Raw genomic sequence first — 23,886 nt, forward strand, 5'->3', positions numbered from 1 at the left:
GATAAGCATTCTCGCTAAAAAGTAAGCTGTTTCCCACGCTGGGGTGAGCGTTGCAATCTTGCGGCGCCCCACCTGCAAAGGAGCAAGCAATGAACCCTCAGAACTTGAAAACTGCCAGTCCCCGGGGGCTCTGGCTGCGCGTGGTACTGGTCTGTGCCATGGGCCTGCCGATGCTGATCTTCTACGCCATCGGCACCCTCGGGCCCTTGCTGATCGCCGATCTTGGGGTGGCGCCCCATTGGCTGGGCTGGCTGGTGATGAGCGCCTTTGGCCTGGCGGCAGTGCTGTCCCTGTGGGCCGGGCCGCTGGTGAACCGGCTCGGCATCCGACGAGGCCTGGCCTTGCTGTTCTGGGCGACCCTGGCGGGGTATGGCCTGTTGGTCAGCTTGCCGGGATTTGCCGGGCTGCTGCTGGCCCTGGCGATCTGTGGAGTGGCCCAGGCCCTGGCCAACCCGGTGACCAATCTGCTGGTGGCCGAGTGTGTCGAGGCCCGCAGCAAGGCCGCGGTGGTGGGGCTGAAACAGTCCGGGGTGCAACTGTCCGCGCTGATCGCCGGCCTGTTGCTGCCGCCTCTGGCCGGGTCTCTGGGCTGGCGCGCAGCCCTGGCCTGCCTGCTCCTGCCGACTTTGCTGCTGGCCCTGTGGGGGCCAAAGGTGGCGCCGGGCAGCGCAGCGGGCAAGACCATGAGCCTGAAGATTCCCCGGCCGAATTCACGGCTGACGCTGCTGCTCAGCGTGCAGTTGTGTGTCGGCCTGGTGCTCTCGTCCTTCGTGACCTTTCTTGGGGTATTCGCGGCTCGCCAAGGGGTGGCGGTCGGCGAGACCGGGGCCATGGTCGCCGGGTTCGGGGTCATGGGCATCCTGGCCCGGACCCTGCTGACGCCATTGGCGGCACGTATGACCGAGGAATCCTGGCTGCTCCTGACGCTATTGCTCCTGGCCAGCCTGGCCCTGGCGGTCACTGCCCAGGCCACGCCCCAGGCGCACTGGCCCTTGTGGTTCGGCGCCCTGGGCATGGGCCTGACCGCCGTGGCCACCCATGCCATCGCCATGAGCATGCTGCTGCGCGATCCGGCCTTTGGCAGCCCGGCCTCCGCCTCGGGTCTGCTCTCGGCGGGCTTCTTCGCCGGGTTCGCCCTTGGGCCGGTGCTGTTCGGTGCCGTGCAGCAAGGCGTGGCGGATTTTGCCAGCGCCTGGCTGATGCTGATCGCGGTCCTGCTGCTGGGGGCGGTGCTGAGTCTGCTGCTGGTGCGTGCCCGAGCTCTTGAGTCGGGCAGTGCCAACGCCAGTCCTAGAGCCTGAACACGTTCACCTGCTGCTCCAGGTTTTGCGCCAGTTGCTGCAGGGAGCGGGCGGTTTCGGTGGTTTCTTCCACGGCCTGGCTGTTCTGCTGGGACATCTGGGCGATGCGTTCGACATTGCGCGCCACATCCTGGCTGGCGGCGGTCTGTTCCCGCAGGGCCAGGGAGATCTGGTCCACCACCCGCACCACATTGCCCGACGAGGTGCGGATGTTGACGATGGCCTCGCCGGCCTGCTGGGCCAGTTCGACGCCGCTCTTCACCTGATTGACCCCGACGTCCATGCTGCTCACCGCTTCCCGGGTGCCCATCTGGATCTTGTCGACCATCTCGGTGATCTCCTGGGTCGAATTGGCCGTGCGCTGGGCCAGCAGGCGCACTTCATCGGCGACCACGGCAAAACCACGGCCCTGTTCCCCGGCCCGGGCGGCTTCGATGGCCGCATTGAGGGCCAGCAGGTTGGTCTGTTCGGCGATGCCCTTGATCACGCTGACAATGCTGGAGATCTGTTCGGCGTGCTGGCCCAGTTCGCCGATCTGACTGGCCGAAGCCTGCACGGTTTCGGCGATCAGGCGCATGCTGCCCAGGGTGTCCTGGATCACGCTGCCACCTTCCTCGGACTGACGCCCGGACTCGCTGGACAGGGCGTGGGCATCCCCGGCGTTGTCTGCCACATGGTTGATGCTCACCGTCAGCTCTTCCACCGTGGCGGCCATGGAGGAGGCCGAGTGGGACTGTTCCTGGGCCGAGGCCGAGAGCTGCAACGAGGCACTGGAAATGCTCTGGGAGGCACTGACCAACTGGTCGGCCCCCAGCTTGATCTGACTGATCATGGTCCGCAGGCGCTCCTGCATGGCGGCGAAGGCTTGCAGCAGGTTGCTCACTTCATCGCGGCCCGTGGTGCTGATGCTGCTGTCGAGACGGCCGGCGGCGATGGCCTTGGCCACCTCCACGGCCTGGCGGATACGTCCCACCAGATTGCTGGACAGCGACCAGGCAACGAGCATGGCCAGCACCGCCGCCAGCAAACCGCCACCGATCAGGACCGCCAGGGCGGAAGACTTGGCGGCGTCCATGGCCTGGCTGCGAGCGTCCTGCAGGCTTTTTTCCGCTTCGCGCAACTCACTGGTGAGTTGGCGCATGGCGTCCATCTTGGCCTTGTCGCGGCCGGCGCTGATCTGCGCGGCCATGGCTGCTGCAGGCTGGCTCCCGGCATTGATCGCCCGGCGCAGGGCCAGGTTGCCCTGGACGTCGTCTTGCAGCCACTGGTCGTGCAGGGCCTTGAGTCGCTCCAGGCGCGCCTGCTGTTCGGGGTTGTCGGCGGTGCTGTTCTTGATCCGGGCGTAGTCGTCGGTAAAGGCTTTTTCGCCTTGCTCCAGAGGTTCGAGGAAGCTGTCGCGGCCGGTCAGGGCATAACCGCGCATGCCGGTCTCGATGTTGATCAGGCTGCGCAGCAGGGCGTCGGACTGGCTCAGCACTTGGTAACTGTGGATGTTGCTTTTGACACTGCTGCTGACCTGATCGAAGCCGCGCAGGGCCGCAAGCACCAGCAGCAGGAGGATCAGCAGGACGACGCCGAAACCGGCATAGAGCTTTTGCGAAATGCTCAGATTGGAAAACATAGGAAGGACCGCTCCTAAACCGTTGACTGAATGCTTCACAAGGCCGTGCCTCGAAGACGCAGCGTGATAGCTCAATGATGTTTAAATGACATCAACGGTCCGACTTTTTCTGTACAAAAAAAGTTTCATGTACAGGAAAGTTTTTTTTGCGGGGTTTGCACAGGGGCACATCGAGCATCGCCCTGAAGGGCGCTGCTCGATGTGCGGCAGGGTTCAGCTGGAGTGGGCGTTGCTGTCTTCCTCGGGATCGACGCTTTCAGGTTGCCCCGGCAACTCGGTGATCACGCTGAAATCGCTGACTTCCACCGCACCCAGGCCGTAGCCCAGGAGGTGGAAGGAGAAGGCCTTGCGGGTTTCCGGGTTGTCGAAGCTGAAGTCCATCTGCAACGGCTGGTCGGGGGTTACCAGCATCTCTTCCGGCAGGCCCAGGGGCACGTCCTGTTCCAGTTCCTTGCCCTTGAGCAGGATGTAGGCGTTCTGCTGCGGGTCGGCGGAGCGCACGGTGAAGCGCACCCGGGTCTGGGAGCCCTTGGGCATTTCCAGGTACTGGGCACCGATCAGGTTGTCGGCCCAGTCATCCTTGATCTGCGCCTGCAGCGGGATGATCGCCGGGCTGCCGAACTGATAGTGCTGGTTCAGTGGCGATTGCAGCAGGCTGCGATCCAGGTGCGCGGCCCGGGCACTGATCTGCCGGGCCCGCAGACCGCCGTACTGGCCTTGCAGGCTGGCGCTGTCGGCGATGAAACCGGGGCTGGCGTAGTAGCGGCAGCGTTGCTGGAAATCACACTCGGTGAAGGTGCCCTGGCCGTCGTGGTAGCGCAGCTTGCCGTTGGTGTAGGACATGATTTCCCGGCCCTGGGCGTAGTCGCGAAACAGCGAGCGGCCGCTGAGGCTGGCGGGCACCGGCAGGCCGAAGTAGTCCAGCACCGAGGCGCTGAGGTCGACGTGGCCGTAGGTCCCGGACTTGAGATGGGGCAGCAGGTCCTGGTCCGGGGCCAGTGTCAGGTTGAAACCCCAGGACGAGGCCAGACGCACGCCGTCGATGCCGTGGGATTCATCGGAGGTGATGATCACCAGGGTGTCCTTGAGCACCCCCTTGCGCTCCAGGCCCTTGAGGAACTGGTCGATGGCGTCGTCCAGGTAGCCGACCGCCGCCTGCTTCGGCGTCTCATAGCGCTCCAGGTAGTCCTCGGGCGCGGAGTAGGGCTGGTGGGTGCCGACGGTGAGCAGGGTGAGCATCCAAGGCTGTTTTTTCTTCTTCAACTGATCGACGTAGGTCAGTGCACCTTCGAAGAACGCCTTGTCGTCCTTGCCCCAGGGGAACTCCAGGTAGTTGTCGTTCTTGAACCACTCCAGGCCATGGGTCGCGTCAAAGCCGATGTGCGGCATGATCTTGTCTTTGGCCATGAAGCGCAGGCCGGCGCCTTGCAGGTAGTGGGTGTTGAAACCGAACTTGTGCATCTGCGCGGGCAGGCAGGCCTGGTTGCGCTGGCTCTGGGTGAGCATCTCCACGCCTTTGGGGGTGCCGTTGTCGAGCTTGTCGTAGTCGCCGCAAAGCATGGCGTACAGGCCGCGAATGGTCTGGTGGCTGTGCAGTACGTAGTCCGGGGTGTTCATGCCGCGTTCGGCCCAGGCGCTGAGCTTGGGCATCAGGTCTTCCTGGTAGTGGCTGTTCAGGGCCTCGCGGTTGGTACGGATATAGGCTCCGGGAATGCCTTCCAGGGTGATCAGCAGCACGTTGCGCGCGCGACCGGCGCTGGGCAGCAGCGGCTGGCCTTCGAGGTCGAGACGGGTCAGGCCGGCCATGGGCGGCGGCACATCGGCGACATCGCCTTGCAGCCAGTCTTCGACCCGCATCTGCGCCTGGCCGGTGGCAGTGGCCAGGGCCTGGTGGGGCAGGTTGAACAGCTGCCACTGATCGGCTTCGCTGGGTTTCAGGTACTGGGTGGCGCCGTGGGCCAGGAACAAGCCCAGCGGCAGAATCCAGAGTGTGCGTGGCAGTGCCGGGGCCTTCACTGCGCGACTGCTGCGCTGGACCACCAGCCACAGCACCAGCCCCAGCAGCAGGGTCAGCCCCAGCTCAGGGTGGGTCAGGCCGCCGCCGGTGGAATTGCCGACAAATTGCGGGTCCACCAGGTAGTGCAGATCGGCGAGGTTGGGCATGCGGCCCACGGCACTCACCAGCTCGGCGCTGACCAGGGTCAAGAGTGCCCAGACCAGCAGCACTGGCAGCGCCAGCCACCAGGGGCGGCGGTACAAGAGCAGGGTCAGCAGACTGGCGCTGGCCAGGTCGGACAGGTACCCCAGCGGGTTGGACCAGCCCAGGGCCAGGCGCGCGCCCATTGGCACCAGCAACAGCAGGCCGAACAAGGCACACAGGGGAGCGAGAGGGTGTTGTAGGCAACGACGGATCAACTTCACAAATAACCTGCCTGTCATTAAATCTTCACACAAATGTGCGCGATGTTAACAAGAGTGGCAGGCAAGACGTTTCTTATTCGTGGGGGGAATTCAGTTTTCGCCGAGTTGCGAATTGGCCTGGGTGTTCTTCAGATTGGGCTGAGGGGCCGTGCTCAGGCGTCTGGCGGCGGTTAGGGGCGGAGCCGTACGTGGCGGGATTTACTATTTCAGAGTGTGAAAAAACCAGCACCGCTGGATCTGCTCCACGTTGATGGCGCCGAACTGTTGCAGGCGCTGGCTTGCCAACGAAAGCGTCCGCGAGGGCGGTGCCGGGCTTGCGGGGCTTTTCGCCGGCAAGCCGGCTCCTACGGGGGGCTGTGCAATTTTGTGGGGCTTATGTAGGAGCTGGCTTGCCAGCGAAGGCGTCGGCCAGGGCGGTGCAGGGCTAGCGCGCCTGTTCGCCGGCAAGCCGACTACGGGGAGCGGGCCTATTCGCCGCGGATGTATTGCTCCAGCTGGCGGATCAGATCGGCCTGTTCGGCGATGGCTTCCTTGACCAGGTCGCCAATGGACAGCAAGCCCAGCAACTGGCCGTTCTCCACCACCGGCAGGTGACGCAGGTGGCTGTCGGTCATGATGCTCATGCAGGTTTCCACGCTCTGGTGGGAGTCCACGGTAATGACCGGCGAGCTCATGATGGCGCTCACCGGGGTGCCCACTGAAGAGCGGCCGTGGAGCACCAGTTTGCGCGCATAGTCGCGCTCGCTGATGACCCCGACCACTGCGCCGTTTTCCATCACCGGCAAGGCGCCGACGTTTTTCTCGGCCATCAGCATCAGCGCTTCCAGCACCATCTGGTGCGGGGCGATGGTGTGCACTTGCTGGTTGTGCTTGGCCTTGAGTTTCAGCAGTTCTGCGACGCTCTTCATGGGGCGCTCCGATGGTTCTACGTGGGGCGGCGATGCGCCGCCCTGAGGGGTTTCTAAAGAATCGTAGAGACTGGGCCAACCGGCAAGGCTGAAAACGGCAGATAAACGGCGAAAAACGTCAGCCTGGAGGTTTTTTTCAGGGCGGCCCCCATTTGGAGGCCGTTGCCGTCAGTTGAAGCGCTGCAGGGAAAAGCTGCTCAGGTCGATTTCGCTGCGGCCCTCGACCTGTTGCTGGGCCAGGGCTTCGCCAATCGCCGCCGAGTGCTTGAAGCCATGGCCGGAACAGGCGCTGACCACGGTGACGTTGGCCAGGCGCGGATGGCGGTCGATGATGAAGCCCGAATCCGGGGTCACGGTGTAGGCGCAGACGCTGGCCTTCACCAGTTCCGGCGCCAGCCCGGCCATGTGCGGCGCCACCAGGTCGCGGAACAGGCGCTGGGCATCGGCATCGCTGGGCTGGCGGTCGAGGCTGTCCGGCTGGCTGCTGGCGCTGTACTGCTCGGTGGCGATCTTCACGCAGCCTTCGCCGGGAATCGGCGGGAAGCCGTAGCAGGTGTCGACATCGTCGGCGCTGTGGAGGATGAAGCTCGGCGAGCGCGTCGGGTAGTGTTGCGGTTCATCGAGGCGGAACCAGTACAGCTGCTGGCGACAGACCTGCAGCAGCGAGTCGAAGGGTGTCCCCAGCAGTTGCGCCGACCACATGCCGGCGCTGACGATGACTCGCCGGGCGCTGATCGACGAACCGGCGCTGATGATCTCCACCCCCTCGGCAGCGGACTTGAGCTCCAGCACCGTCTGGCCGGTGATCAGGGTCGCGCCCAGTTGCCGGGCCCGGGTCAGTTGCGCGTCGATGCAGCGCTCCGGTCGGACAAAACCGCCGCCGGGTTCGAAATAGCCCCGGGCGCTGTCATCCAGCGGGGCGAACTGCGGGAAGCGCCGGCGGATCTCGGTGGCGTCCAGCACTTGGTGCTCGATGCCATAGCGTCGGGCCAGCTCGATGCTGTTGTCGGTGAAATCCCGGGCGTCCGCCGGCCGCTGTGGGTCGGTGCTGGCGGTCATCACCAGCACGCCGCACTGCTCGAACAGCTGCACGTCCAGTTCGCCTTCCAGTTCGCGCCAGATCTGCTGCGAGCGGATCGCCAGGGGCACATAGGCCGCACCTTCACCCACCGCCTGGCGGGTGATGCGAGTGTCGCCATGGCTGGAACCCTGGTCGTGAGGCGGGGCGAAGCGGTCGATGCCCGCCACCTTCACCCCGCGCTTGGCCAGTTGATAGAGAGTGGCGGCGCCCATGGCGCCCAGGCCTACGACGACAACATCGAAATCAGGTGTCTGCACGGCAAGATCCTTGGGGGGATGAAGGCTCAGCGGTTATTGATAGTGGCCAGGGTCATGGGCGCGATGATCCGGTGGAAGGGGGCCACCGGCAGCATGTACAGGCGCCCCAGGCCGTTATGCGGATGGACCACGGTGGACAGCACCACCGGGCGCAGGCCCTCGGCGTTCAGCGGCTGGCGGTTGAGGGACAGGTGCACGTCCAGATGTTTGTCGCGGTCCACCACCAGTACTTCATCGGGGTTTTGGGAGATCAGGGTAAAGATGCCGACCCGGTCGCCGGGCTGGTAATCCTCGTCGGGGCGCGCCAGGTCGATGCGGGTCAGGCGTCCGAGGTCCTTGAGGCCGAACAGCTGCACCACGCGATTGCGCAGGCCCATCATGCGGTCGATCCAGGCCGGGGTCTGGCTCATCAGGTTCAGCAGGTGGCGCATGGCGCTGCGTTCGGCGTCGGTCGCCAGGGTGCGGCGGCAGTCGATGAAAGTCGCGCCCGGGGCCAGGGCGGCGATGCTGGAGTCACTGGGCAGTGGGCAAGGGTGAACAGCGGTTTTCATCGATACGGCTCCCTGTAGAACTGGCGGCTTGGGCTGCATGCCGATCAGCCACGCCAGAAGCGGCAAAAAATACCACTTCTTGGGGCGCAGAACTTACTGTTGTGCAGCGGCCAGTTGCCGCTGGGCAAGGGTTGCCATTGCCAGGTGGCAGCGCGCAGGGATTCGGCGGTTATCCGCGCTGCTCGGGCCGGAATCAGCAAAAACACGCACGAAGTTGCCAGTAGGTCGAAGGGACCTGTGCCGGCCATTGAACGACGGAATTGGCTGGCACGCGGACTGAATTCCGCCAACGCAATGGCTGCTTGCCACTTAAGCCTGCTGGCGGACCGCGGCTTTTTCCCCCTTGGCGGCCGGCTCGGCGTTCTGTAGCAGCAACTGGCCGAACTCCTGGGCCGCCGCCGTCTTTTCGCCGCTGCTCCAGGCCAGCAGGAAGCGCGCTCCGGGCAACCCCGGCAGGCCGTATTCACCATCGACGATGCGCAGGCCCGGGCGCAGGTCGCTGGCCATCTGCACGGTGACTCCGAGACCGGCGAGCACTGCCGTGCGAATGCCTTCCTGGCTTGGCGAGCTGAACGCCACATGCCAACTGGCGGCGCTTTCGCCCAGGGCATCAAGGCCGATCTGCCGATTGACGCAGGGGGCCGGCGCTAGGGCCAGTGGCAGCGAGGTGCCCGGGGCCAGGTCGAAGTGCTCGGCGGCGACCCAGACGAACCGGGCGCTGCGCAGCACGGTGCCGCTGTCGCGCCGCCCCGGCTCCGAGAGCACCACCGCCAGGTCCAGTTCCCCGGCCTTGAGCATCTGGCGCAGGTCCAGGTAGGTGCCGACGCTGACGTCCAGGCGCACCTCGGGAAAGGCTCGGGAAAACTGGCAGAGCAGTGGCGGCAGGCGCTCCCCCATAAAGGTCTCGGGCACCCCGAAGCGCACCACGCCACTCAGCCGCGACGGCTGGAAACGCCGGGCCAGGGCGTCCAGGGAGGCGAGGATCTGTTGCGCGTGCTGCAGCACTTCCTGGCCGTCTTCGGTCAGGCTCAGGCGCCGGGTGGTGCGCAGCAGCAGGGGCCGGCCCAGTTGCTCTTCCAGACGGCGGATCTGATGGCTGACCGCCGACTGGGTCAGGTTCAGGCGCTTGCCGGCGCGGGTGAAGCCGGCACATTCATGGACTGCGACCAGGGCCCGCAGCAGGGTGGGATCGATGTTCAAGGCAGGCTGCCATTCATGATGGAGATTGCTCAATCCTACAAAATCTAATCATTTCCGTCATTGAGTGGCGTTGCCCAGACTTGACCCCTCAGTCGCCCCGGGACGGGTGGCGACACCACTTGCGGACAACCCTCGATGCCTCAACCTTCTTCACGCAACACCCTGGCCCTGGCGGCGGTCTGCCTGGCCGCGCTGATGTTCGGCCTGGAAATCTCCAGCGTGCCGGTGATTCTCCCGGCCTTGGAAGACCGTCTGCAGGGCCGCTTTACCGACCTGCAATGGATCATGAATGCCTACACCATCGCCTGCACCGTGGTGCTGATGGCCACCGGCGCCCTGGCCGATCGCTTTGGCCGCAAGCGGGTGTTTGTCTTCAGCATCGTCGCCTTCGGCCTGGCCTCGCTGCTCTGTGGTCTGGCCCAGAACATGACGGTGCTGATCGCCAGCCGGGCCCTTCAAGGCCTGGCCGGGGGCGCGATGCTGATCACCCAGGTGGCGATCCTGTCCCAGCAGTTTCGTCAGGGCCGTGAGCGCAGCCGGGCCTTCGCCGCGTGGGGCGTGGTGTTCGGCATTGGCCTGGGGTTCGGGCCGATCATTGGCGGAGCGATCCTGTCGCTGTCCAGCTGGCCGTGGATTTTCCTGGTGCACGGGCCGCTGGCGCTGCTGACCCTGGGGCTTGCCGTGGCCGGGGTCGAGGAGGCCCGTCAGGCACGGGTCGGCAAGCTCGATAGCGCCGGCATCGTGCTGCTGTCGCTGGCGGTGTTCGGCCTGACCTTTGTGCTGACCCAGGGCCCGACCCTGAGCCGCTTCAGCGCCCTGGCCGTGGTGCTTGCGACCCTGGGCTGCTTCGCTGCCTTTATCCGTGCCGAGCGCCGCAGCCGGCAACCGATGTTCGAGCTGGGGGTATTCAGGAACCGCCGGTTTTCCGGGGCGTTGCTCGGTTCCATGGGGATGAATTTCAGCTTCTGGCCGTTCATGATCTACCTGCCGATCTACTTCCACGGTGCCCTGGGCTACGACAGCCTGCACAGCGGGCTGGCGCTGCTGGCCTATACCTTGCCGACCCTGATCCTGCCGCCCGTGGGCGAACGCCTGGCCCTGCGTTTCGAGGCCGGTTGGGTGATTCCTCTGGGGTTGTCCGGCATCGGCCTGGGCTTTGTGGCGATGTTTGGTGCCAGCCAGTGGGCCGCCAGCAGCGGTGTGTTCATGCTGCCCGGCGCGCTGCTGGCGGGGATCGGTCTGGGCATCTGCAATACGCCGGTGACCAATACCACCACCGGGTCGGTGCCCGCCGATCAGGCCGGCATGGCCTCGGGGATCGACATGAGTGCGCGGATGATTTCCCTGGCGCTGAACATTGCCTTGATGGGCTTGATCCTGGTGGCGGGGGTGGGCGCCTACCTGCGGCGTCACCTGAGTGGGGCGCTGGATGCCGGGCAACTGCGGGGTTGGGCGCAGCAGATTGCCTCTGGCAGCGGCTCTTTGGACGCTTTGCCGTGGCTGGCGGAAGGTACGCCGCAGGCGGCCCTGGTCCATGGCTTTGGCTGGGTCATGCTGTACGGCGGCTTGAGTGTCTGGGGGCTGGCATTGTTCAGCCTGCTGATATTCGCCCCATGGCAGCAAAAGCCAGCGGAGTCGATCGCGCAGTAGCCGCTGCCGCGCGTCAGCGAGATTGCGAAAAGCGGTCGCAGGCCCTTGTGTTGCCCCAGCCGTTCGCAGCCTGCGGCGGCAGGGAAAGCAAAAAAGGCGCCCGAAGGCGCCAAGGATTCACCCCAACCGAGGGAGCCGGGTGAAGCCGTTCGCAGGAGTGTCGCGGTGGTAAGGCGCGACATGAACGGAAAAAGGCGAGCCGTGCCCGCCAGCGGCGGGCACCTTGAATCATTTACCCAGCTTGATCCGGGTCCAGCCGCGGTTCATCACGCGCTGGATGGCAATCGGCTGGTCCGGCACCGCGTAGAGGGTGGCCAGCACATCTTGCGGCGGGTAGGACGCCGGGTCATTGCGGATCGCTTCGTCCACCAGTGGCGTGGCTGCCGCGTTGGCGTTGCTGTAGCCCAGGCTGTTGGTGACCTCGGCGATGATGTCCGCGCGCATCAGGAAGTTCATGAACAGGTAGGCGTTGTCGACGTTGGTGGCGTCCTTGGGGATGGCCATCATGTCGTAGAAGCTGCCGGCGCCTTCCTTGGGAATGCTGAACGCGACCTTCTCCTTGTTGCCGGCCTCTTCGGCGCGGGAACGAGCTTGCAGCACGTCGCCGGAGTAACCCACGGCCACGCAGATGTTGCCGTTGGCCAGGTCCGAGATGTACTTGGAAGAATGGAAGTAGGTCACCGAAGGCCGGATCTTCATGAACAGCTCCTGGGCTTCGAGGATCTGCGCCTTGTCCTTGCTGGTCACCGGGTAGCCCAGGTAATGCAGGGCCGCCGGGAGCATCTCGGTGGGCGAGTCGAGGAAGCTGATGCCGCAGGCCTTGAGCTTCTCGGCGTTCTCCGGCTTGAACAGCAGGTCCCAGGAGTTGGTCGGGGCATCAGTGCCCAGGGCCGCCTTGACCTTGTCCGGGTTGTAGCCGATGCCGATCGAGCCCCACATGTAGGGGAAGGCGTGGGCGTTGTCCGGGTCGCTGGCGGAGGCGTTCTTGAGCAGCACCGGGTTGAGGTTCTTCCAGTTGGGCAGCTTGGACTTGTCCAGCTCCTGGTAGACCCCGGCCTTGATCTGCTTGGCCAGGAAGCTGTTGGACGGCACCACGATGTCGTAGCCGGACTTGCCGGTGAGCAGGCGCGCTTCCAGGGTTTCGTTGCTGTCGAAGACGTCGTAGGTGACGTGGATACCGGTTTCGGCCTCGAACTTCTTCAGGGTGTCCGGGGCGATGTAGTCCGACCAGTTGTAGACGCGCAGCACCTTGTCGTTGGCTTGAGCGCCGGTCACCAGTGCGCCCATCAAGGACACTGAGAGCAGGGTTTTGGCGAGCAGTATCCTGCCAGGCATTTTCATCACTACAACTCCATTTCTTATTGTGCAGATTGCTGCGTGTGCAAGGTGGATATCAGGGTGGAGACTTTCGCGAGCAAGCTCGCTCCTACAGAGACAGTGCAGACCCTGTAGGAGCCAGCTTGCTGGCGAAGAGACGATGGCTAGGCCGTCGCCGGTGCTCGTACAGCAGGTTTTTTCGCCGCCGGCGGTTGCCAGGATTCGTTGGCGGTGAAGTCCATGGCTTCCTGGATCGCCCGCTTGCGGGCGGCTTCGGCGCGACGGCCGAAGTACCAGACCAGGAAGGTCACCAGGGACACCGCCAGCAGGATCAGGCTGGCCACGGCGTTGATCTCCGGTTTGACCCCCAGGCGCACCGCCGAGAACACTTCCATCGGCAAGGTGGTGGAGCCCGGGCCGGAAACGAAGCTGGCCAGCACCAGGTCATCCAGGGACAGGGCAAAGGACATCATGCCGCCGGCCGCCAGTGACGGCGCGATCATCGGGATGGTGATCAGGAAGAACACCTTGAACGGTCGCGCTCCCAGGTCCATGGCCGCTTCTTCGATGGACAGGTCCAGCTCCCGCAGGCGCGCGGAGACTACCACGGCTACATAGGCCGCGCAGAATGTGGTGTGGGCGATCCAGATGGTGACGATGCCCCGTTCCATGGGCCAGCCGATCAATTGCGCCATGGCCACGAACAGCAGCAACAGTGACAGACCGGTGATCACCTCCGGCATCACCAGCGGCGCGGTGACCAGGCCACCGAACAGGGTGCGGCCCTTGAAGCGCGTGACTCGGGTCAGCACGAAGGCCGCCAGGGTGCCCAGGGCCACCGCGGCAATGGCGGTGTAGCAGGCGATTTCCAGGGAACGCATCACCGAGCCCATCAACTGCTGGTTGTCCAGCAGGCCGACGTACCACTTGATCGACCAGCCGCCCCACACCGTCACCAGCTTGGAGGCGTTGAACGAGTAGATCACCAGGATCAGCATCGGCAAGTAGATGAACAGCAGGCCCAGCACCAGCATCAGTTTGGAAAATTCGAAGCGTTTCATGCCCGTGCCTCCATCTCTTTGGCCTGGCTGCGGTTGAACAGCAGGATCGGGATAATCAGGATCGCCAGCATCACCACCGCCAGGGCGGAGGCCACCGGCCAGTCACGGTTGTTGAAGAACTCCTGCCACAGCACGCGGCCGATCATCAGGGTTTCCGGACCGCCCAAGAGCTCCGGAATCACGAACTCGCCCACCACCGGAATGAACACCAGCATGCAGCCTGCGATGATGCCGTTCTTGGCCAGGGGTACGGTGATTTTCCAGAAGTTGTTGAAGTTGCTCGAACCCAGGTCCGAAGCGGCTTCCAGCAGGCTCTGGTCATGCTTGACCAGGTTGGCGTACAGCGGCAGCACCATGAACGGCAGGTAGGCGTAGACCACGCCTATATAGACGGCGGTGTTGGTGTTGAGGATTTCCAGCGGCTGGCTGATCAGCCCGGTCCACAACAGGAAGCTGTTGAGCAGGCCGTTGTTGCTGAGGATGCCCATCCAGGCGTAGACGCGGATCAGGATCGCGGTCCAGGTCGGCATCATGATCAGCAGCAGCAAGACGTTCTGGGTTTCCTTGCCGGTCTTGGAGATGGCATAGGCCATGGGAAAACCCACCACCAGGCACATCAGGGTGCTGAGCAGCGCCACTTTCAGCGAACCCAGGTAGGCCGAGATGTACAGCTCGTCGCCGGCGAGCATGGCGTAGTTGCCCAGGTTCAGCAGCAGCTGGAATTTCTGCTCGGCGTAGCTGTAGATCTCCGAGTAGGGCGGAATCGCCAGGGCCGCTTCCGAGAAGCTGATCTTCATCACCAGGAAGAACGGCAGCATGAAGAACAGGAACAGCCAGAGGAAAGGGATGCCGATTACCAGCTTGCGACCGCTGGGCAGCATACGGAACAGCTTCTGATTGAAAGTGCTCATGGTCGAGGTACTCATGCTCGCAGTACCACGCCGCTGTCGTCTTCCCACCAGACGTAGACTTCGTCGTCCCAGGTTGGCCGCGAGCCACGGCGCTCGGCGTTGGCCATGAACGACTGGACGATCTTGCCGCCGGGCAGCTCGACGTAGAACACCGAGTGGCCGCCCAGATAGGCGATGTCATGTACCTTGCCCTTGGACCAGTTGTAGCGGGTGTCGGGCTTGAGGGTGGTGACCAGCATCTTTTCCGGGCGGATGGCGTAGGTCACCGACTTGTCCTGCACCGAGGTGCTGACTCCGTGGCCGACGTAGATCTGCTGCTCAAGGTCCGGGCAGTCGATGATGGCGTAGCCTTCCAGGTCTTCGGTGACGGTGCCGTCGAAGGCGTTGACGTTGCCGATGAATTCGCACACCAGGCGGCTCACCGGGGCCTCGTAGATGTCCACCGGGCTGCCGGTCTGGGCGATCCAGCCCAGGTGCATGATGGCGATGCGCTGGGCCATGGTCATGGCTTCTTCCTGGTCGTGGGTCACCATCACGCAGGTCACGCCCACGCGTTCGATGATCTCAACCAGTTCCAGCTGCATCTGCGAGCGCAGTTTCTTGTCCAGGGCGCCCATGGGTTCGTCCAGCAAGAGCAGCTTGGGGCGCTTGGCCAGGGAGCGGGCCAGGGCCACGCGCTGACGCTGGCCGCCGGACAGCTGGTGCGGCCTGCGCTTGGCGTACTGGGTCATGTGCACCAGCTTGAGCATTTCCTCGACCCGGGCGTCGATCTCGCTGGCCGGCAGGCGGTCCTGCTTGAGGCCGAAGGCGATGTTCTGGGCCACGGTCATGTGGGGGAACAGGGCGTAGGACTGGAACATCATGTTGATCGGCCGCTCGTAGGGCGGCATGTCGGTGATGTCCACGCCATCCAGCAGGATGCGGCCTTCGGTGGGGCGCTCGAAGCCGGCGAGCATGCGCAGCAGGGTGGATTTGCCGGAGCCGGAACCGCCCAGCAGAGCGAAGATTTCGCCTTGGTGGATCTCCAGGGAGACATCGTCCACGGCCACGGTTTCATCGAACTTCTTGGTCACGCGGTCGATCTTGACCAAGACCTTCTGCGGGCTCGGGGTGCCTTCGAGGGCCTTGCGGTAAGTGCTGGAGGCGTTTGCCATGTGAAACTCCCAACAGGTGTCAGCAGCCTGGCCAATTCGGCCGGGCTTAAAGTTTGATTGCCAGCCCGCAGGGGGTGCGGGCTGATTCGGCGCTGCCTCCCTGGCGGCCTGACGCTATTTGTTGTTGTGGTCTTGCCGTGTGTTGCTCACGCCGGACGTCGGGCGCGCACAGGCGCGCTCGCCGTGGGGCAGGGCGTGGTGAATCCTATTGAATGCCTGGGTTTTTCGATCGGCGCTCAGCGCCGTTGCGCAGCCCGTTGTCGGCAGGCGTCGCCAAAGGCCTGGAAGATCCGCAGGTAGGCCGGGTTCGACAGCACCTGCCATTCCGGGTGCCACTGCACGCCGAAGGCGAAGGCCTTACTGTGTTCCACCGACAGTGCCTCGATCAGGCCATCCGGGGCCACGGCCTCGACCCGCAGGCCGGGGGCCAGGCGGTCGACGCCCTGACTGTGAATCGAGTTGACCTGGATCTCGCCGGCCAGGCCCATGGCCTCGAACACACCGCCGGGCTGGATTGCCACCGGGTGCGCCGGGGCGTACTGCACTTCGATGCGTGGATCGTCGGCTTCACGGTGGTCCATGTAGCCCGGCAGTTCATGCACCTTCTGGTGCAGGCTGCCGCCGAAGGCCACGTTCATTTCCTGGAAGCCACGGCAGATGCCGAGCACCGGTACGCCAGCGGCAATGGCGGCGCGCAGCAGGGGCAGGGTGGTGGCATCGCGCTGCGGGTCGTGGGCGGTGCCCGGCTCGCTGGGCGTGCCCTGGTAATGGAAGGGTTCGACATTGGACGGCGAGCCGGTAAACAGCAGCCCGTCCATGTTGTGCAGCAGATCGTCGATATCGATCAGATCCGCCAGGGAAGGAATGATCAGGGGCAGGCCCTCGGCCGCGACGCTGACAGCACGCAAGTACTTGTCGCCGCTGACGTGGTAGGGGTGCAGGCCGATCTCTTTGACGCACGCAGTAACGCCGATCAATGGCTTGAATGCCATTTTTATCACCTCGAAATTCACGCTGGAACGAGTTTTTCCAGAGCTTATCCTCGTTGATTTTAATTAACAACTTCCATGTAAAAAATTCTAAACATTGTTCGCTTGAAAGCCGCGAATGGCGCGGATCTCGGGGTGTATTGGTCTTTCGTGAGGCAAAATAATTGACGAATGGCGCCTGCTGTTGGCTATTGACTCCGGTTTTTCTTTCGGGTTGACTGCTGGCGTGTCACAGCAGTGAACATAATAATTAACACAATAGGTGCATCATGTCGGTCCCCCCGCGTGCCATTCAACTCAATGAAGCCAATGCCTTCCTGAAAAAACACCCCGAGGTTCTCTACGTCGATCTGCTGATTGCAGACATGAACGGTGTGGTGCGCGGCAAGCGCATCGAGCGCACCGCGCTGCACAAGGTCTACGAGAAGGGCATCAACCTGCCGGCCTCGCTGTTTGCCCTGGATATCAACGGCTCCACGGTGGAAAGCACCGGCCTGGGCCTGGACATCGGCGATGCCGACCGCATCTGCTATCCGATCCCCGGCACCCTGAGCGTCGAACCCTGGCAGAAGCGCCCCACCGCGCAACTGCTGATGACCATGCACGAGATCGAAGGCCAGCCATTCTTCGCCGACCCCCGTGAAGTGCTGCGCCAGGTGGTGAGCAAGTTCGATGAGATGGGCCTGACCATCTGCGCGGCCTTTGAACTGGAGTTCTACCTGATCGACCAGGACAACGTGAACGGCCGTCCGCAGTCGCCCCGTTCGCCGATTTCCGGCAAGCGTCCGCATTCCACCCAGGTCTACCTGATCGACGATCTGGACGAGTACGTCGACTGCCTGCAAGACATCCTTGAAGGCGCGAAAGAGCAGGGCATTCCTGCCGATGCCATCGTCAAGGAAAGCGCCCCGGCGCAGTTCGAAGTCAACCTGCACCACGTCAGCGATCCGATCAAAGCCTGCGACTACGCGGTGCTGCTCAAGCGCCTGGTGAAGAACATCGCCTACGACCATGAAATGGACACCACCTTCATGGCCAAGCCCTACCCGGGCCAGGCGGGCAACGGTCTGCACGTGCACATCTCGATCCTCGACAAGCAGGGCAACAACATCTTCGCCAGCGAAGACCCGCAAACCAACGAAGCCCTGCGCCACGCCATCGGCGGCGTGCTCGACACCCTGCCGCAGCAGATGGCCTTCCTGTGCCCCAACGTCAACTCCTACCGCCGTTTCGGTGCACAGTTCTATGTGCCGAACTCGCCGACCTGGGGCATCGACAACCGCACCGTGGCCGTGCGCGTACCCACCGGTTCTGCCGATGCGGTGCGTATCGAGCACCGGGTGGCCGGCGCCGACGCCAACCCTTACCTGCTGATGGCTTCGGTGCTGGCGGGTATTCACCATGGTCTGACGAACAAGATCGATCCGGGAGCGCCGGTTGAAGGCAACTCCTACGAGCAGAACGAACAAAGCCTGCCCACCAACCTGCGTGACGCCCTGCGCGTACTGGACGACAGCGAAGTGATGGCCAAGTACATCGACCCGATGTACATCGACGTGTTCGTGGCCTGTAAGGAAAGCGAGTTGGCGGAGTTCGAAAACTCCATCTCCGACCTGGAATACAACTGGTACCTGCACACGGTCTGATGACCGTGTCACTGCCTGCCTTGAGTATTTGCCATGACTAAATCCCGCAGCGACTGGGAGCAGCACTTCCAGTCCCTCAGCCTCGAAGGCCGTGCCTTTATCGACGGCCAGTACTGCGCCGCCGCCAGTGGCGCCACCTTTGAATGCCTGAGCCCGGTGGACGGGCGCTTTCTGGCCAACGTCGCCAGCACCGATCAGGCCGATGCCGATCGTGCAGTAGCCGTGGCGCGCCAGGCGTTCAACAGTGGCGTCTGGTCGGGCAAGGCCCCGGCCGAGCGCAAGCGCATTCTGCTTCGCTTCGCCGAACTGATCCTTGCGCACCAGGAAGAACTGGCGCTCCTGGAAACCCTGGACATGGGCAAGCCGATTGGCGACGCCATGGCCATCGACATTCCGGCCACGGCCAACGCCATCCGCTGGAACGCCGAAGCCATCGACAAGCTCTACGACGAAGTGGCGGCCACGCCCCACGACCAGCTGGGCCTGGTGACCCGGGAACCGGCGGGCGTGGTGGCGGCCATCGTGCCGTGGAACTTTCCGCTGATCATGGCCAGTTGGAAGTTCGCTCCGGCCCTGGCAATGGGCAACTCGTTCATTCTCAAACCGTCGGAAAAGTCGCCGCTGACCGCGATCCGCATCGCCCAGCTGGCCCTGGACGCCGGTATCCCCCAGGGCGTGTTCAACGTCCTGCCGGGTTACGGCCACACCGTCGGCAAGGCCCTGGCCCTGCACATGGACGTGGACGTGCTGGCCTTCACTGGCTCCACCGCCGTGGGCAAGCAATTGTTGGTGTATGCCGGCGAAAGCAACATGAAGCGGGTGTGGCTGGAAGCCGGTGGCAAGAGCCCCAACGTGGTGTTTGCCGATGCCCCGGACCTGCGCGAAGCCGCAGAAGCGGCAGCTGCAGCCATTGCCTTCAACCAGGGCGAAGTCTGCACCGCCGGTTCGCGCCTGCTGGTGCAACGCTCGATCCGCGAGCAGTTCATCCCGCTGCTGGTGGAGGCCCTCAAGGGGTGGCAGCCGGGCCACGCCCTCGATCCCGAAACCCGGGTCGGCGCCGTGGTGGACCAGCGCCAACTGGACAACGTGCTGCGCTATATCGAGATCGGCAAGGAGCAGGGCGGCCAACTGCTGGCCGGCGGTGTCCGCACCCTGGAAAGCACAGGCGGCCTGTATGTCGAGCCGACTGTTTTCGATGGGGTGACCAACGCCATGACCATCGCCCGGGAAGAAATCTTCGGACCGGTGTTGTCGCTCATCAGCTTCGATACGGAAGAAGAGGCGCTGCAGATTGCCAACGACAGCATCTTCGGCCTGGCGGCCGGGGTCTGGACCAGCAACCTCAGCCGCGCCCATCGCTTCGCCCGTGGCCTGCGGGCCGGCAGCGTATGGGTCAACCAGTACGACGGCGGCGACATGACCGCGCCGTTCGGCGGCTTCAAACAGTCCGGCAACGGCCGCGACAAATCGTTGCACGCCTTCGACAAATACACCGAGCTCAAAGCGACCTGGATCAAGCTCTAACTCTTATAACAACAGCGGCGGCGGGCCTGGGCCCGTACCCGCTGGGGAATTTCTCATGCAAACCTACGTGAACAGCTACTACGCGGCGACCCGCAACCAGACCACCGACTACCCGCAACTCGAAGAGAGTGTGGAGTGCGACGTCTGCGTGATCGGCGCCGGCTACACCGGCCTGTCCTCGGCCTTGTTCCTGGCGGAAGCCGGTTACAGCGTCACCGTGCTGGAAGCGGCCAAGGTCGGCTTCGGCGCCAGCGGACGCAACGGCGGGCAATTGGTCAATTCCTATAGCCGCGACGTCGACGTGATCGAAGAACGCTACGGCGAAAAAAGCGCCGAAGTGCTCGGCAGCATGATCTTCGAAGGCGCCGACATCATCCGTCAGCGCATCCAGCACTACGACATTCAGTGCGATTACCGCCCCGGTGGCATTTTCGCCGCCCTGAACAACAAGCAGCTCAAGGGCCTGGCGGAACAGAAACGCAACTGGGAACGCCTGGGCAACCACAACCTGAAGATGCTCGACAAGGCGCAGATCGACCGCGAAGTCGGGACCAAGAACTACATCGGCGGCCTGCTGGACATGCAGGGCGGTCACATCCATCCGCTGAACCTGGCCCTGGGCGAAGCCAGCGCCATCATCGGCCTGGGCGGCAAGATCTTCGAACAGTCGGCGGCGGTGGAAATCACCTACGGCGAACCCAACGTGGTGCGCACCGCCAAGGGCGTGGTGCGCGCCAAATACCTGCTGATCGCCGGCAACGCCTACCTGCAGCAAGACCTCGACCCCCGCGTCACCCGCAAGAGCATGCCCTGCGGTTCACAGATCGTGGTCACCGAACAGTTGCCGGAACAACTGGCCCGCAGCCTGATCAGCAACAACTACTGCGTGGAAGACTGCAACTACCTGCTGGACTACTTCCGCCTCACTGGCGACAACCGCCTGCTGTACGGCGGTGGCGTGGTCTACGGCGCCCGGGAGCCGGACGACATCGAGCAACTGATCCGGCCGAAGATCCTCAAGACCTTCCCCCAGCTCAAGGACGTGAAGATCGACTACCGCTGGACCGGAAATTTCCTGCTGACCATGTCGCGCATGCCGCAATTCGGCCGTATTGAAAAGAACGCCTACTACATGCAGGGCTACAGCGGCCACGGCGTTACCTGTTCGCACCTGGCGGGCAAGCTGATTGCCGAAATGATCCGCGGCGACGCCGAGCGCTTCAACGCCTTCGCCTCCCTGCCACACATGCCGATGATCGGCGGCCGCACCTTCCAGGCCCCACTGACCGCCATGGGCGCCGCGTACTACGCCCTGCGCGACCGCTTCGGCATCTGACGCCACCTCGCTCCTACAGCCCACACTCCTGTAGGAGCGAGCTTGCTCGCGAAGCTCCGGCCCTTGACCCGCCCCGGAAAAAGCCTCGCAAAGCCCCGGAAAACCGACACTCCATCACCCAGCCTTCACGCCCATCGCCAGTCTTTACAGCTTGCCTGTCAAACATGTTTAAATAGCCGCCTTTTCAGGCTCCAGGGGCAGCCAAATCGCGAAGTTCGCGACCCAACCGCCGCAAAAATACCCTTAAGTTCCTCTCACATAAGGCTGTTATGGACACGGGCACCCGACTCAAACTCGTTCGCGAAAGCTACAAACTCTCCCAGCGCGAGCTGGCCCGGCGTAGCGGCGTCACCAATGCCACCATTTCCCTGATCGAACAGAACCGCGTCAGCCCCTCCGTCAGCTCCCTGAAAAAGCTGCTGGAAGGCATCCCCATGTCCCTGGCCGACTTCTTCACCTTCGACCAGCCACCCCGGGAGCACCAATACGTGTTCCGCGCCAACGAACAGCCGGACCTGGGCCGCGACGGCCTGCGCCTGTTGATGATCGGCGCCCCGGTGGCCAACCGGCAGATGCGCTTTCTGCGCGAGCAGTACGCCCCCGGCGCCAGCTCCGGCGAAGAAGCCATCGTGCACAGCGAAGGCGAAGAGTGCGGCCTGGTAACCCGCGGCACCGTGGAATTGACCGTGGACGGTCAAGTCAGCGTGCTCAACCCGGGGGATGGCTATTACTTCCCCACCACCTTGCCCCACAGCTTTCGCAACATTGGCCAGGATGAGGCGGAAATCATCAGCGCCAACACCCCGGCGAACTTCTAAGTGGCTGGGTGACTGATCCGGCTCGACCTGTTGCAACCCTATCCAGCCTGCGCCTTGTGTCGCGGGCTTTGTTTTTTAGACCGGCCCACGCCCCGGAGACTGCCGTAACCACGCTTGCGGACAGGGTCTGGAGCGGGCGTCGGGCAAACAAGGACGACAAATGATCAAGGACAGACGACAAGCATTCCTCAGCGCCGCACGCCTGGAGAACTTCTTCAGCAACTACCAGCACAGCGTGGAATTCTTTGCCGAACACACCTTTGAGTCCGACTCCGAAGCACAGGAAAAGTCCCTCAGGGCCCGGCATTTCCAGAAGTGGATCTTCAAGGAAATCCTCATCCGCTACACCGCCGGCCACAGCATCGACCTGCTGATTCCCCTGCTGGAAACCCTGGTGGACAGTTACGAACACCTGCAAAAACAACTGGCCGAATACAACCAGATTCCGAACATCACCCCCTTGGCGATCGACGATTGGCTCGACCAGTACCAAGAGTGCGTCCAGGTGTTCAGCCTGTGCATCCTGCTGCACCGCAGCGACCTGCTCCAACGCTTCGTGGCCCTGATCGACCCGGCGGGCTACGCCGGGGACGACACCCTCTACGAGGACCTGCTGTGCAAACTGCTGCCCGATCGATATGACGTGGACCGTTGGTACCACGATGTCTACACACCGCTGATACAGGCCATCTACGCCGACGACCCGGCCGAAGCCAGCGACCTTCTGCAGCAGTACTGTGACGACTGGTACCCCGAGTTCGAACAGGCACCCTGGCACGACAGCCACCTGCAAGGGGACGAGGGCAGCTATTGCGGGTATTGGGCGTTCGAGGCGGCAGCCATCGCCTTTCTGTATGGCCTTGATGACAGCGGGGTCGAGCATAGGGTCTATCCCAAGGATCTGGTGGCCTATGCGAGGAACCTCCGGCCGAGCCACCCGAAACGTGTAGCGCCGGTGGTGGCGGGGGAGACCTGTAGTAAGGCCGGTTATTGGTTTACCCCGGCGGAGCCGGAGTCGCGGCGCTACTTTGCGCAGGGGGAAGTGATGCCGGCGTTTGAGGGGGGAGCGGTTTGGTATTGGGTGGCGCAGGGGTAGGGGTGGGCTGCCATTCGTTGTAGCGTTTTCCAACGCTAGTTTCTGGTCGAGTGCAGAAGGGGCTGCTATCGACTCAATGGCATCCTGAGAGAAATCTCGGCCATCCGAGTAAGGCTTCAAATCGCAGGACAAAGAGCCTGCGGGCGGTTCAACTGCTGCTCGGCCATTCGACGCTGGAGAGCACCGTTCGATATCTGGGTATTGAGACCGATGACGCCCTGGAGAGGGCGAAGCAGACTGAGGTTTGACCATGCATAGCGACGGCCGAAGACGGGCCGTCGCTAACCGGTACCGATCAGTTATTTAATGAAACTTTGAAGAGACTCGGACTGTGAAACTCAAGAAAACGATAGCTGGTGACATCGTATTGATCCCTGTAGAAGGAGGATTTAAGCCAGCCAAGGTTTTGTATGTATCAGAGCGATACAAAGACACCATTTTGCTTGGAATATATAAATTTTTTTCTACTGAACAAAGACTTCCGGACGAGTTACCTGACAGATTTGATCTCCTGCTTTACACATCAAAAGCACCTATTCAAAAAAAACGCTGGCACTACGTTGGGCACGAGGATTTAAGAAGCACTCAGACAGACCTAGATCTTAGAGTTGTAGCTGGGGAGCTGTGGAAAGGTGATGTTCATATCGGCGCTGCATCAGACGAAGATAGAAAAAGCTTGCCTGAAATGCTGGTAGTGGGAGCTGGGCTAGTTGAAAAAAAGGCCACTGCATTGAACTGAAGAACGCAAAAGGATCTACAGGCCGCGGTTCTACTGAATCGCCTCTTGATACTCAATGATTGCATTTGGCCGATTTCTACCGTTCGTGACAGGCCGCAATCGGCCAGGATCGGACATTTGGAGCGGGGAGATAATATCGTCGCATTTCTTCCCGACTTGGCAATTCGTCGACGCGCTTTTACACACTCAGATCTGGGAAACTAGGGTTTAAAAATCAACTAGCCTCTTTTTTCTAAGTAGGTGCCAATGGTTACTCCCCACGATCTTCAGGGCTTTGATGTTGGATGGATCGCCACTGATGCCAT

The 23,886-nt window shown here is 63.0% G+C and carries 19 protein-coding genes and 1 pseudogene; 8 read left to right on the top strand and 12 right to left on the bottom strand.

Features of this window, described 5'->3' with window-relative positions:
- Positions 1–89 precede the first annotated feature (89 nt).
- Positions 90–1,301 (top strand): MFS transporter, encoded by a 1,212-nt coding sequence (locus ACSSVC_RS15760; RefSeq protein WP_492612510.1) that lies wholly within the window; start codon positions 90–92, stop codon positions 1,299–1,301.
- Here the strand turns inward: ACSSVC_RS15760 and ACSSVC_RS15765 are convergent.
- From ACSSVC_RS15765 to ACSSVC_RS15795, 7 genes and pseudogenes are all read right to left on the bottom strand, one after another.
- Complete coding sequence (locus ACSSVC_RS15765; RefSeq protein WP_404939968.1) at positions 1,291–2,154, bottom strand: methyl-accepting chemotaxis protein; 864 nt, start codon at positions 2,152–2,154, stop codon at positions 1,291–1,293. The two genes, ACSSVC_RS15760 and ACSSVC_RS15765, sit on opposite strands and share 11 nt — an antisense overlap.
- Positions 2,146–2,922 (bottom strand): annotated as a pseudogene (locus ACSSVC_RS15770) (CHASE3 domain-containing protein); the annotation flags it as partial. The gene ACSSVC_RS15765 and the pseudogene ACSSVC_RS15770, both read right to left, overlap by 9 nt.
- 213 nt (positions 2,923–3,135) lie before the next feature.
- Positions 3,136–5,361 carry an LTA synthase family protein gene (locus ACSSVC_RS15775; RefSeq protein WP_404939268.1) on the bottom strand — a complete coding sequence of 742 codons (2,226 nt, stop codon included), beginning with the start codon at positions 5,359–5,361 and terminating at the stop codon, positions 3,136–3,138.
- A gap of 449 nt (positions 5,362–5,810) precedes the next feature.
- Complete coding sequence (locus tag ACSSVC_RS15780; protein WP_123724511.1) at positions 5,811–6,251, bottom strand: CBS domain-containing protein; 441 nt, start codon at positions 6,249–6,251, stop codon at positions 5,811–5,813.
- Between the two features lie 168 nt (positions 6,252–6,419).
- On the bottom strand, positions 6,420–7,589 hold the full coding sequence (gene solA, locus ACSSVC_RS15785; RefSeq protein WP_492612511.1) for an N-methyl-L-tryptophan oxidase: 1,170 nt from the start codon (positions 7,587–7,589) through the stop codon (positions 6,420–6,422).
- A 26-nt stretch (positions 7,590–7,615) separates the two neighbouring features.
- On the bottom strand, positions 7,616–8,140 hold the full coding sequence (locus ACSSVC_RS15790; RefSeq protein WP_492612512.1) for a DUF2867 domain-containing protein: 525 nt from the start codon (positions 8,138–8,140) through the stop codon (positions 7,616–7,618).
- A gap of 309 nt (positions 8,141–8,449) precedes the next feature.
- Positions 8,450–9,340, bottom strand: coding sequence for a LysR substrate-binding domain-containing protein (locus ACSSVC_RS15795; RefSeq protein ID WP_346636032.1), 891 nt, complete (start codon positions 9,338–9,340; stop codon positions 8,450–8,452).
- Between the two features lie 135 nt (positions 9,341–9,475).
- On the opposite strand from ACSSVC_RS15795, the gene ACSSVC_RS15800 reads away from it, so the two are divergent.
- A complete protein-coding gene (locus ACSSVC_RS15800) occupies positions 9,476–10,990 on the top strand; it encodes an MFS transporter (RefSeq protein ID WP_492612513.1) in 1,515 nt (504 codons plus the stop codon).
- Positions 10,991–11,218: 228 nt separating this feature from the next.
- Here the strand turns inward: ACSSVC_RS15800 and ACSSVC_RS15805 are convergent, their stop codons facing one another.
- The 5 genes from ACSSVC_RS15805 to ACSSVC_RS15825 form a co-directional block, all read right to left on the bottom strand.
- Positions 11,219–12,325, bottom strand: a complete 1,107-nt coding sequence (locus tag ACSSVC_RS15805; protein WP_404939970.1) for a polyamine ABC transporter substrate-binding protein — start codon at positions 12,323–12,325, stop codon at positions 11,219–11,221.
- 146 nt (positions 12,326–12,471) lie between these two features.
- Positions 12,472–13,368: an ABC transporter permease subunit gene (locus ACSSVC_RS15810; RefSeq protein ID WP_072452432.1), complete on the bottom strand. Its 897-nt coding sequence runs from the start codon at positions 13,366–13,368 to the stop codon at positions 12,472–12,474.
- The gene (locus ACSSVC_RS15815; protein ID WP_172681993.1) at positions 13,365–14,246 is read right to left on the bottom strand and encodes an ABC transporter permease subunit; all 882 of its coding nucleotides are present in this window, start codon (positions 14,244–14,246) and stop codon (positions 13,365–13,367) included. The genes ACSSVC_RS15810 and ACSSVC_RS15815 overlap by 4 nt, the downstream gene beginning before the upstream one ends.
- 44 nt (positions 14,247–14,290) lie before the next feature.
- Positions 14,291–15,433: a polyamine ABC transporter ATP-binding protein gene (potA, locus tag ACSSVC_RS15820; RefSeq protein ID WP_346636035.1), complete on the bottom strand. Its 1,143-nt coding sequence runs from the start codon at positions 15,431–15,433 to the stop codon at positions 14,291–14,293.
- A gap of 236 nt (positions 15,434–15,669) precedes the next feature.
- A complete protein-coding gene (locus ACSSVC_RS15825) occupies positions 15,670–16,425 on the bottom strand; it encodes a gamma-glutamyl-gamma-aminobutyrate hydrolase family protein (protein WP_123393014.1) in 756 nt (251 codons plus the stop codon).
- Positions 16,426–16,691: 266 nt separating this feature from the next.
- On the opposite strand from ACSSVC_RS15825, the gene ACSSVC_RS15830 reads away from it, so the two are divergent.
- From ACSSVC_RS15830 to ACSSVC_RS15855, 6 genes are all read left to right on the top strand, one after another.
- Positions 16,692–18,068 (top strand): glutamine synthetase family protein, encoded by a 1,377-nt coding sequence (locus ACSSVC_RS15830; RefSeq protein ID WP_072452431.1) that lies wholly within the window; start codon positions 16,692–16,694, stop codon positions 18,066–18,068.
- Positions 18,069–18,101: 33 nt separating this feature from the next.
- Positions 18,102–19,592, top strand: a complete 1,491-nt coding sequence (locus ACSSVC_RS15835; protein ID WP_492612514.1) for an aldehyde dehydrogenase — start codon at positions 18,102–18,104, stop codon at positions 19,590–19,592.
- Positions 19,593–19,647: 55 nt separating this feature from the next.
- Complete coding sequence (locus ACSSVC_RS15840) at positions 19,648–20,928, top strand: NAD(P)/FAD-dependent oxidoreductase (RefSeq protein ID WP_492612515.1); 1,281 nt, start codon at positions 19,648–19,650, stop codon at positions 20,926–20,928.
- 269 nt (positions 20,929–21,197) lie between these two features.
- Positions 21,198–21,746, top strand: a complete 549-nt coding sequence (locus ACSSVC_RS15845; RefSeq protein WP_015635120.1) for a cupin domain-containing protein — start codon at positions 21,198–21,200, stop codon at positions 21,744–21,746.
- A gap of 160 nt (positions 21,747–21,906) precedes the next feature.
- Positions 21,907–22,842 (top strand): PoNe immunity protein domain-containing protein, encoded by a 936-nt coding sequence (locus ACSSVC_RS15850; RefSeq protein ID WP_492612516.1) that lies wholly within the window; start codon positions 21,907–21,909, stop codon positions 22,840–22,842.
- 331 nt (positions 22,843–23,173) lie between these two features.
- Complete coding sequence (locus tag ACSSVC_RS15855; RefSeq protein ID WP_161466957.1) at positions 23,174–23,581, top strand: hypothetical protein; 408 nt, start codon at positions 23,174–23,176, stop codon at positions 23,579–23,581.
- Positions 23,582–23,886: the final 305 nt, after the last annotated feature.

It is taken from the genome of Pseudomonas sp. E1BtOHC1, from assembly GCF_058744285.1.

What these genes read in the sequence shown, in the direction of transcription:
- ACSSVC_RS15760 (WP_492612510.1), top strand. Translation starts at nt 90, where the DNA reads ATGAACCCTCAGAACTTGAAAACTGCCAGTCCCCGGGGGCTCTGGCTG.
- ACSSVC_RS15800 (WP_492612513.1), top strand. Translation starts at nt 9,476, where the DNA reads ATGCCTCAACCTTCTTCACGCAACACCCTGGCCCTGGCGGCGGTCTGC.
- ACSSVC_RS15810 (WP_072452432.1), bottom strand. Translation starts at nt 13,368, where the DNA reads ATGAAACGCTTCGAATTTTCCAAACTGATGCTGGTGCTGGGCCTGCTG.
- potA (WP_346636035.1), bottom strand. Translation starts at nt 15,433, where the DNA reads ATGGCAAACGCCTCCAGCACTTACCGCAAGGCCCTCGAAGGCACCCCG.
- ACSSVC_RS15840 (WP_492612515.1), top strand. Translation starts at nt 19,648, where the DNA reads ATGCAAACCTACGTGAACAGCTACTACGCGGCGACCCGCAACCAGACC.
- ACSSVC_RS15780 (WP_123724511.1), bottom strand. Translation starts at nt 6,251, where the DNA reads ATGAAGAGCGTCGCAGAACTGCTGAAACTCAAGGCCAAGCACAACCAG.
- ACSSVC_RS15825 (WP_123393014.1), bottom strand. Translation starts at nt 16,425, where the DNA reads ATGGCATTCAAGCCATTGATCGGCGTTACTGCGTGCGTCAAAGAGATC.
- ACSSVC_RS15775 (WP_404939268.1), bottom strand. Translation starts at nt 5,361, where the DNA reads ATGACAGGCAGGTTATTTGTGAAGTTGATCCGTCGTTGCCTACAACAC.
- ACSSVC_RS15845 (WP_015635120.1), top strand. Translation starts at nt 21,198, where the DNA reads ATGGACACGGGCACCCGACTCAAACTCGTTCGCGAAAGCTACAAACTC.
- ACSSVC_RS15765 (WP_404939968.1), bottom strand. Translation starts at nt 2,154, where the DNA reads ATGCAGGAGCGCCTGCGGACCATGATCAGTCAGATCAAGCTGGGGGCC.
- ACSSVC_RS15805 (WP_404939970.1), bottom strand. Translation starts at nt 12,325, where the DNA reads ATGCCTGGCAGGATACTGCTCGCCAAAACCCTGCTCTCAGTGTCCTTG.
- ACSSVC_RS15835 (WP_492612514.1), top strand. Translation starts at nt 18,102, where the DNA reads ATGACTAAATCCCGCAGCGACTGGGAGCAGCACTTCCAGTCCCTCAGC.
- ACSSVC_RS15830 (WP_072452431.1), top strand. Translation starts at nt 16,692, where the DNA reads ATGTCGGTCCCCCCGCGTGCCATTCAACTCAATGAAGCCAATGCCTTC.
- ACSSVC_RS15790 (WP_492612512.1), bottom strand. Translation starts at nt 8,140, where the DNA reads ATGAAAACCGCTGTTCACCCTTGCCCACTGCCCAGTGACTCCAGCATC.
- ACSSVC_RS15850 (WP_492612516.1), top strand. Translation starts at nt 21,907, where the DNA reads ATGATCAAGGACAGACGACAAGCATTCCTCAGCGCCGCACGCCTGGAG.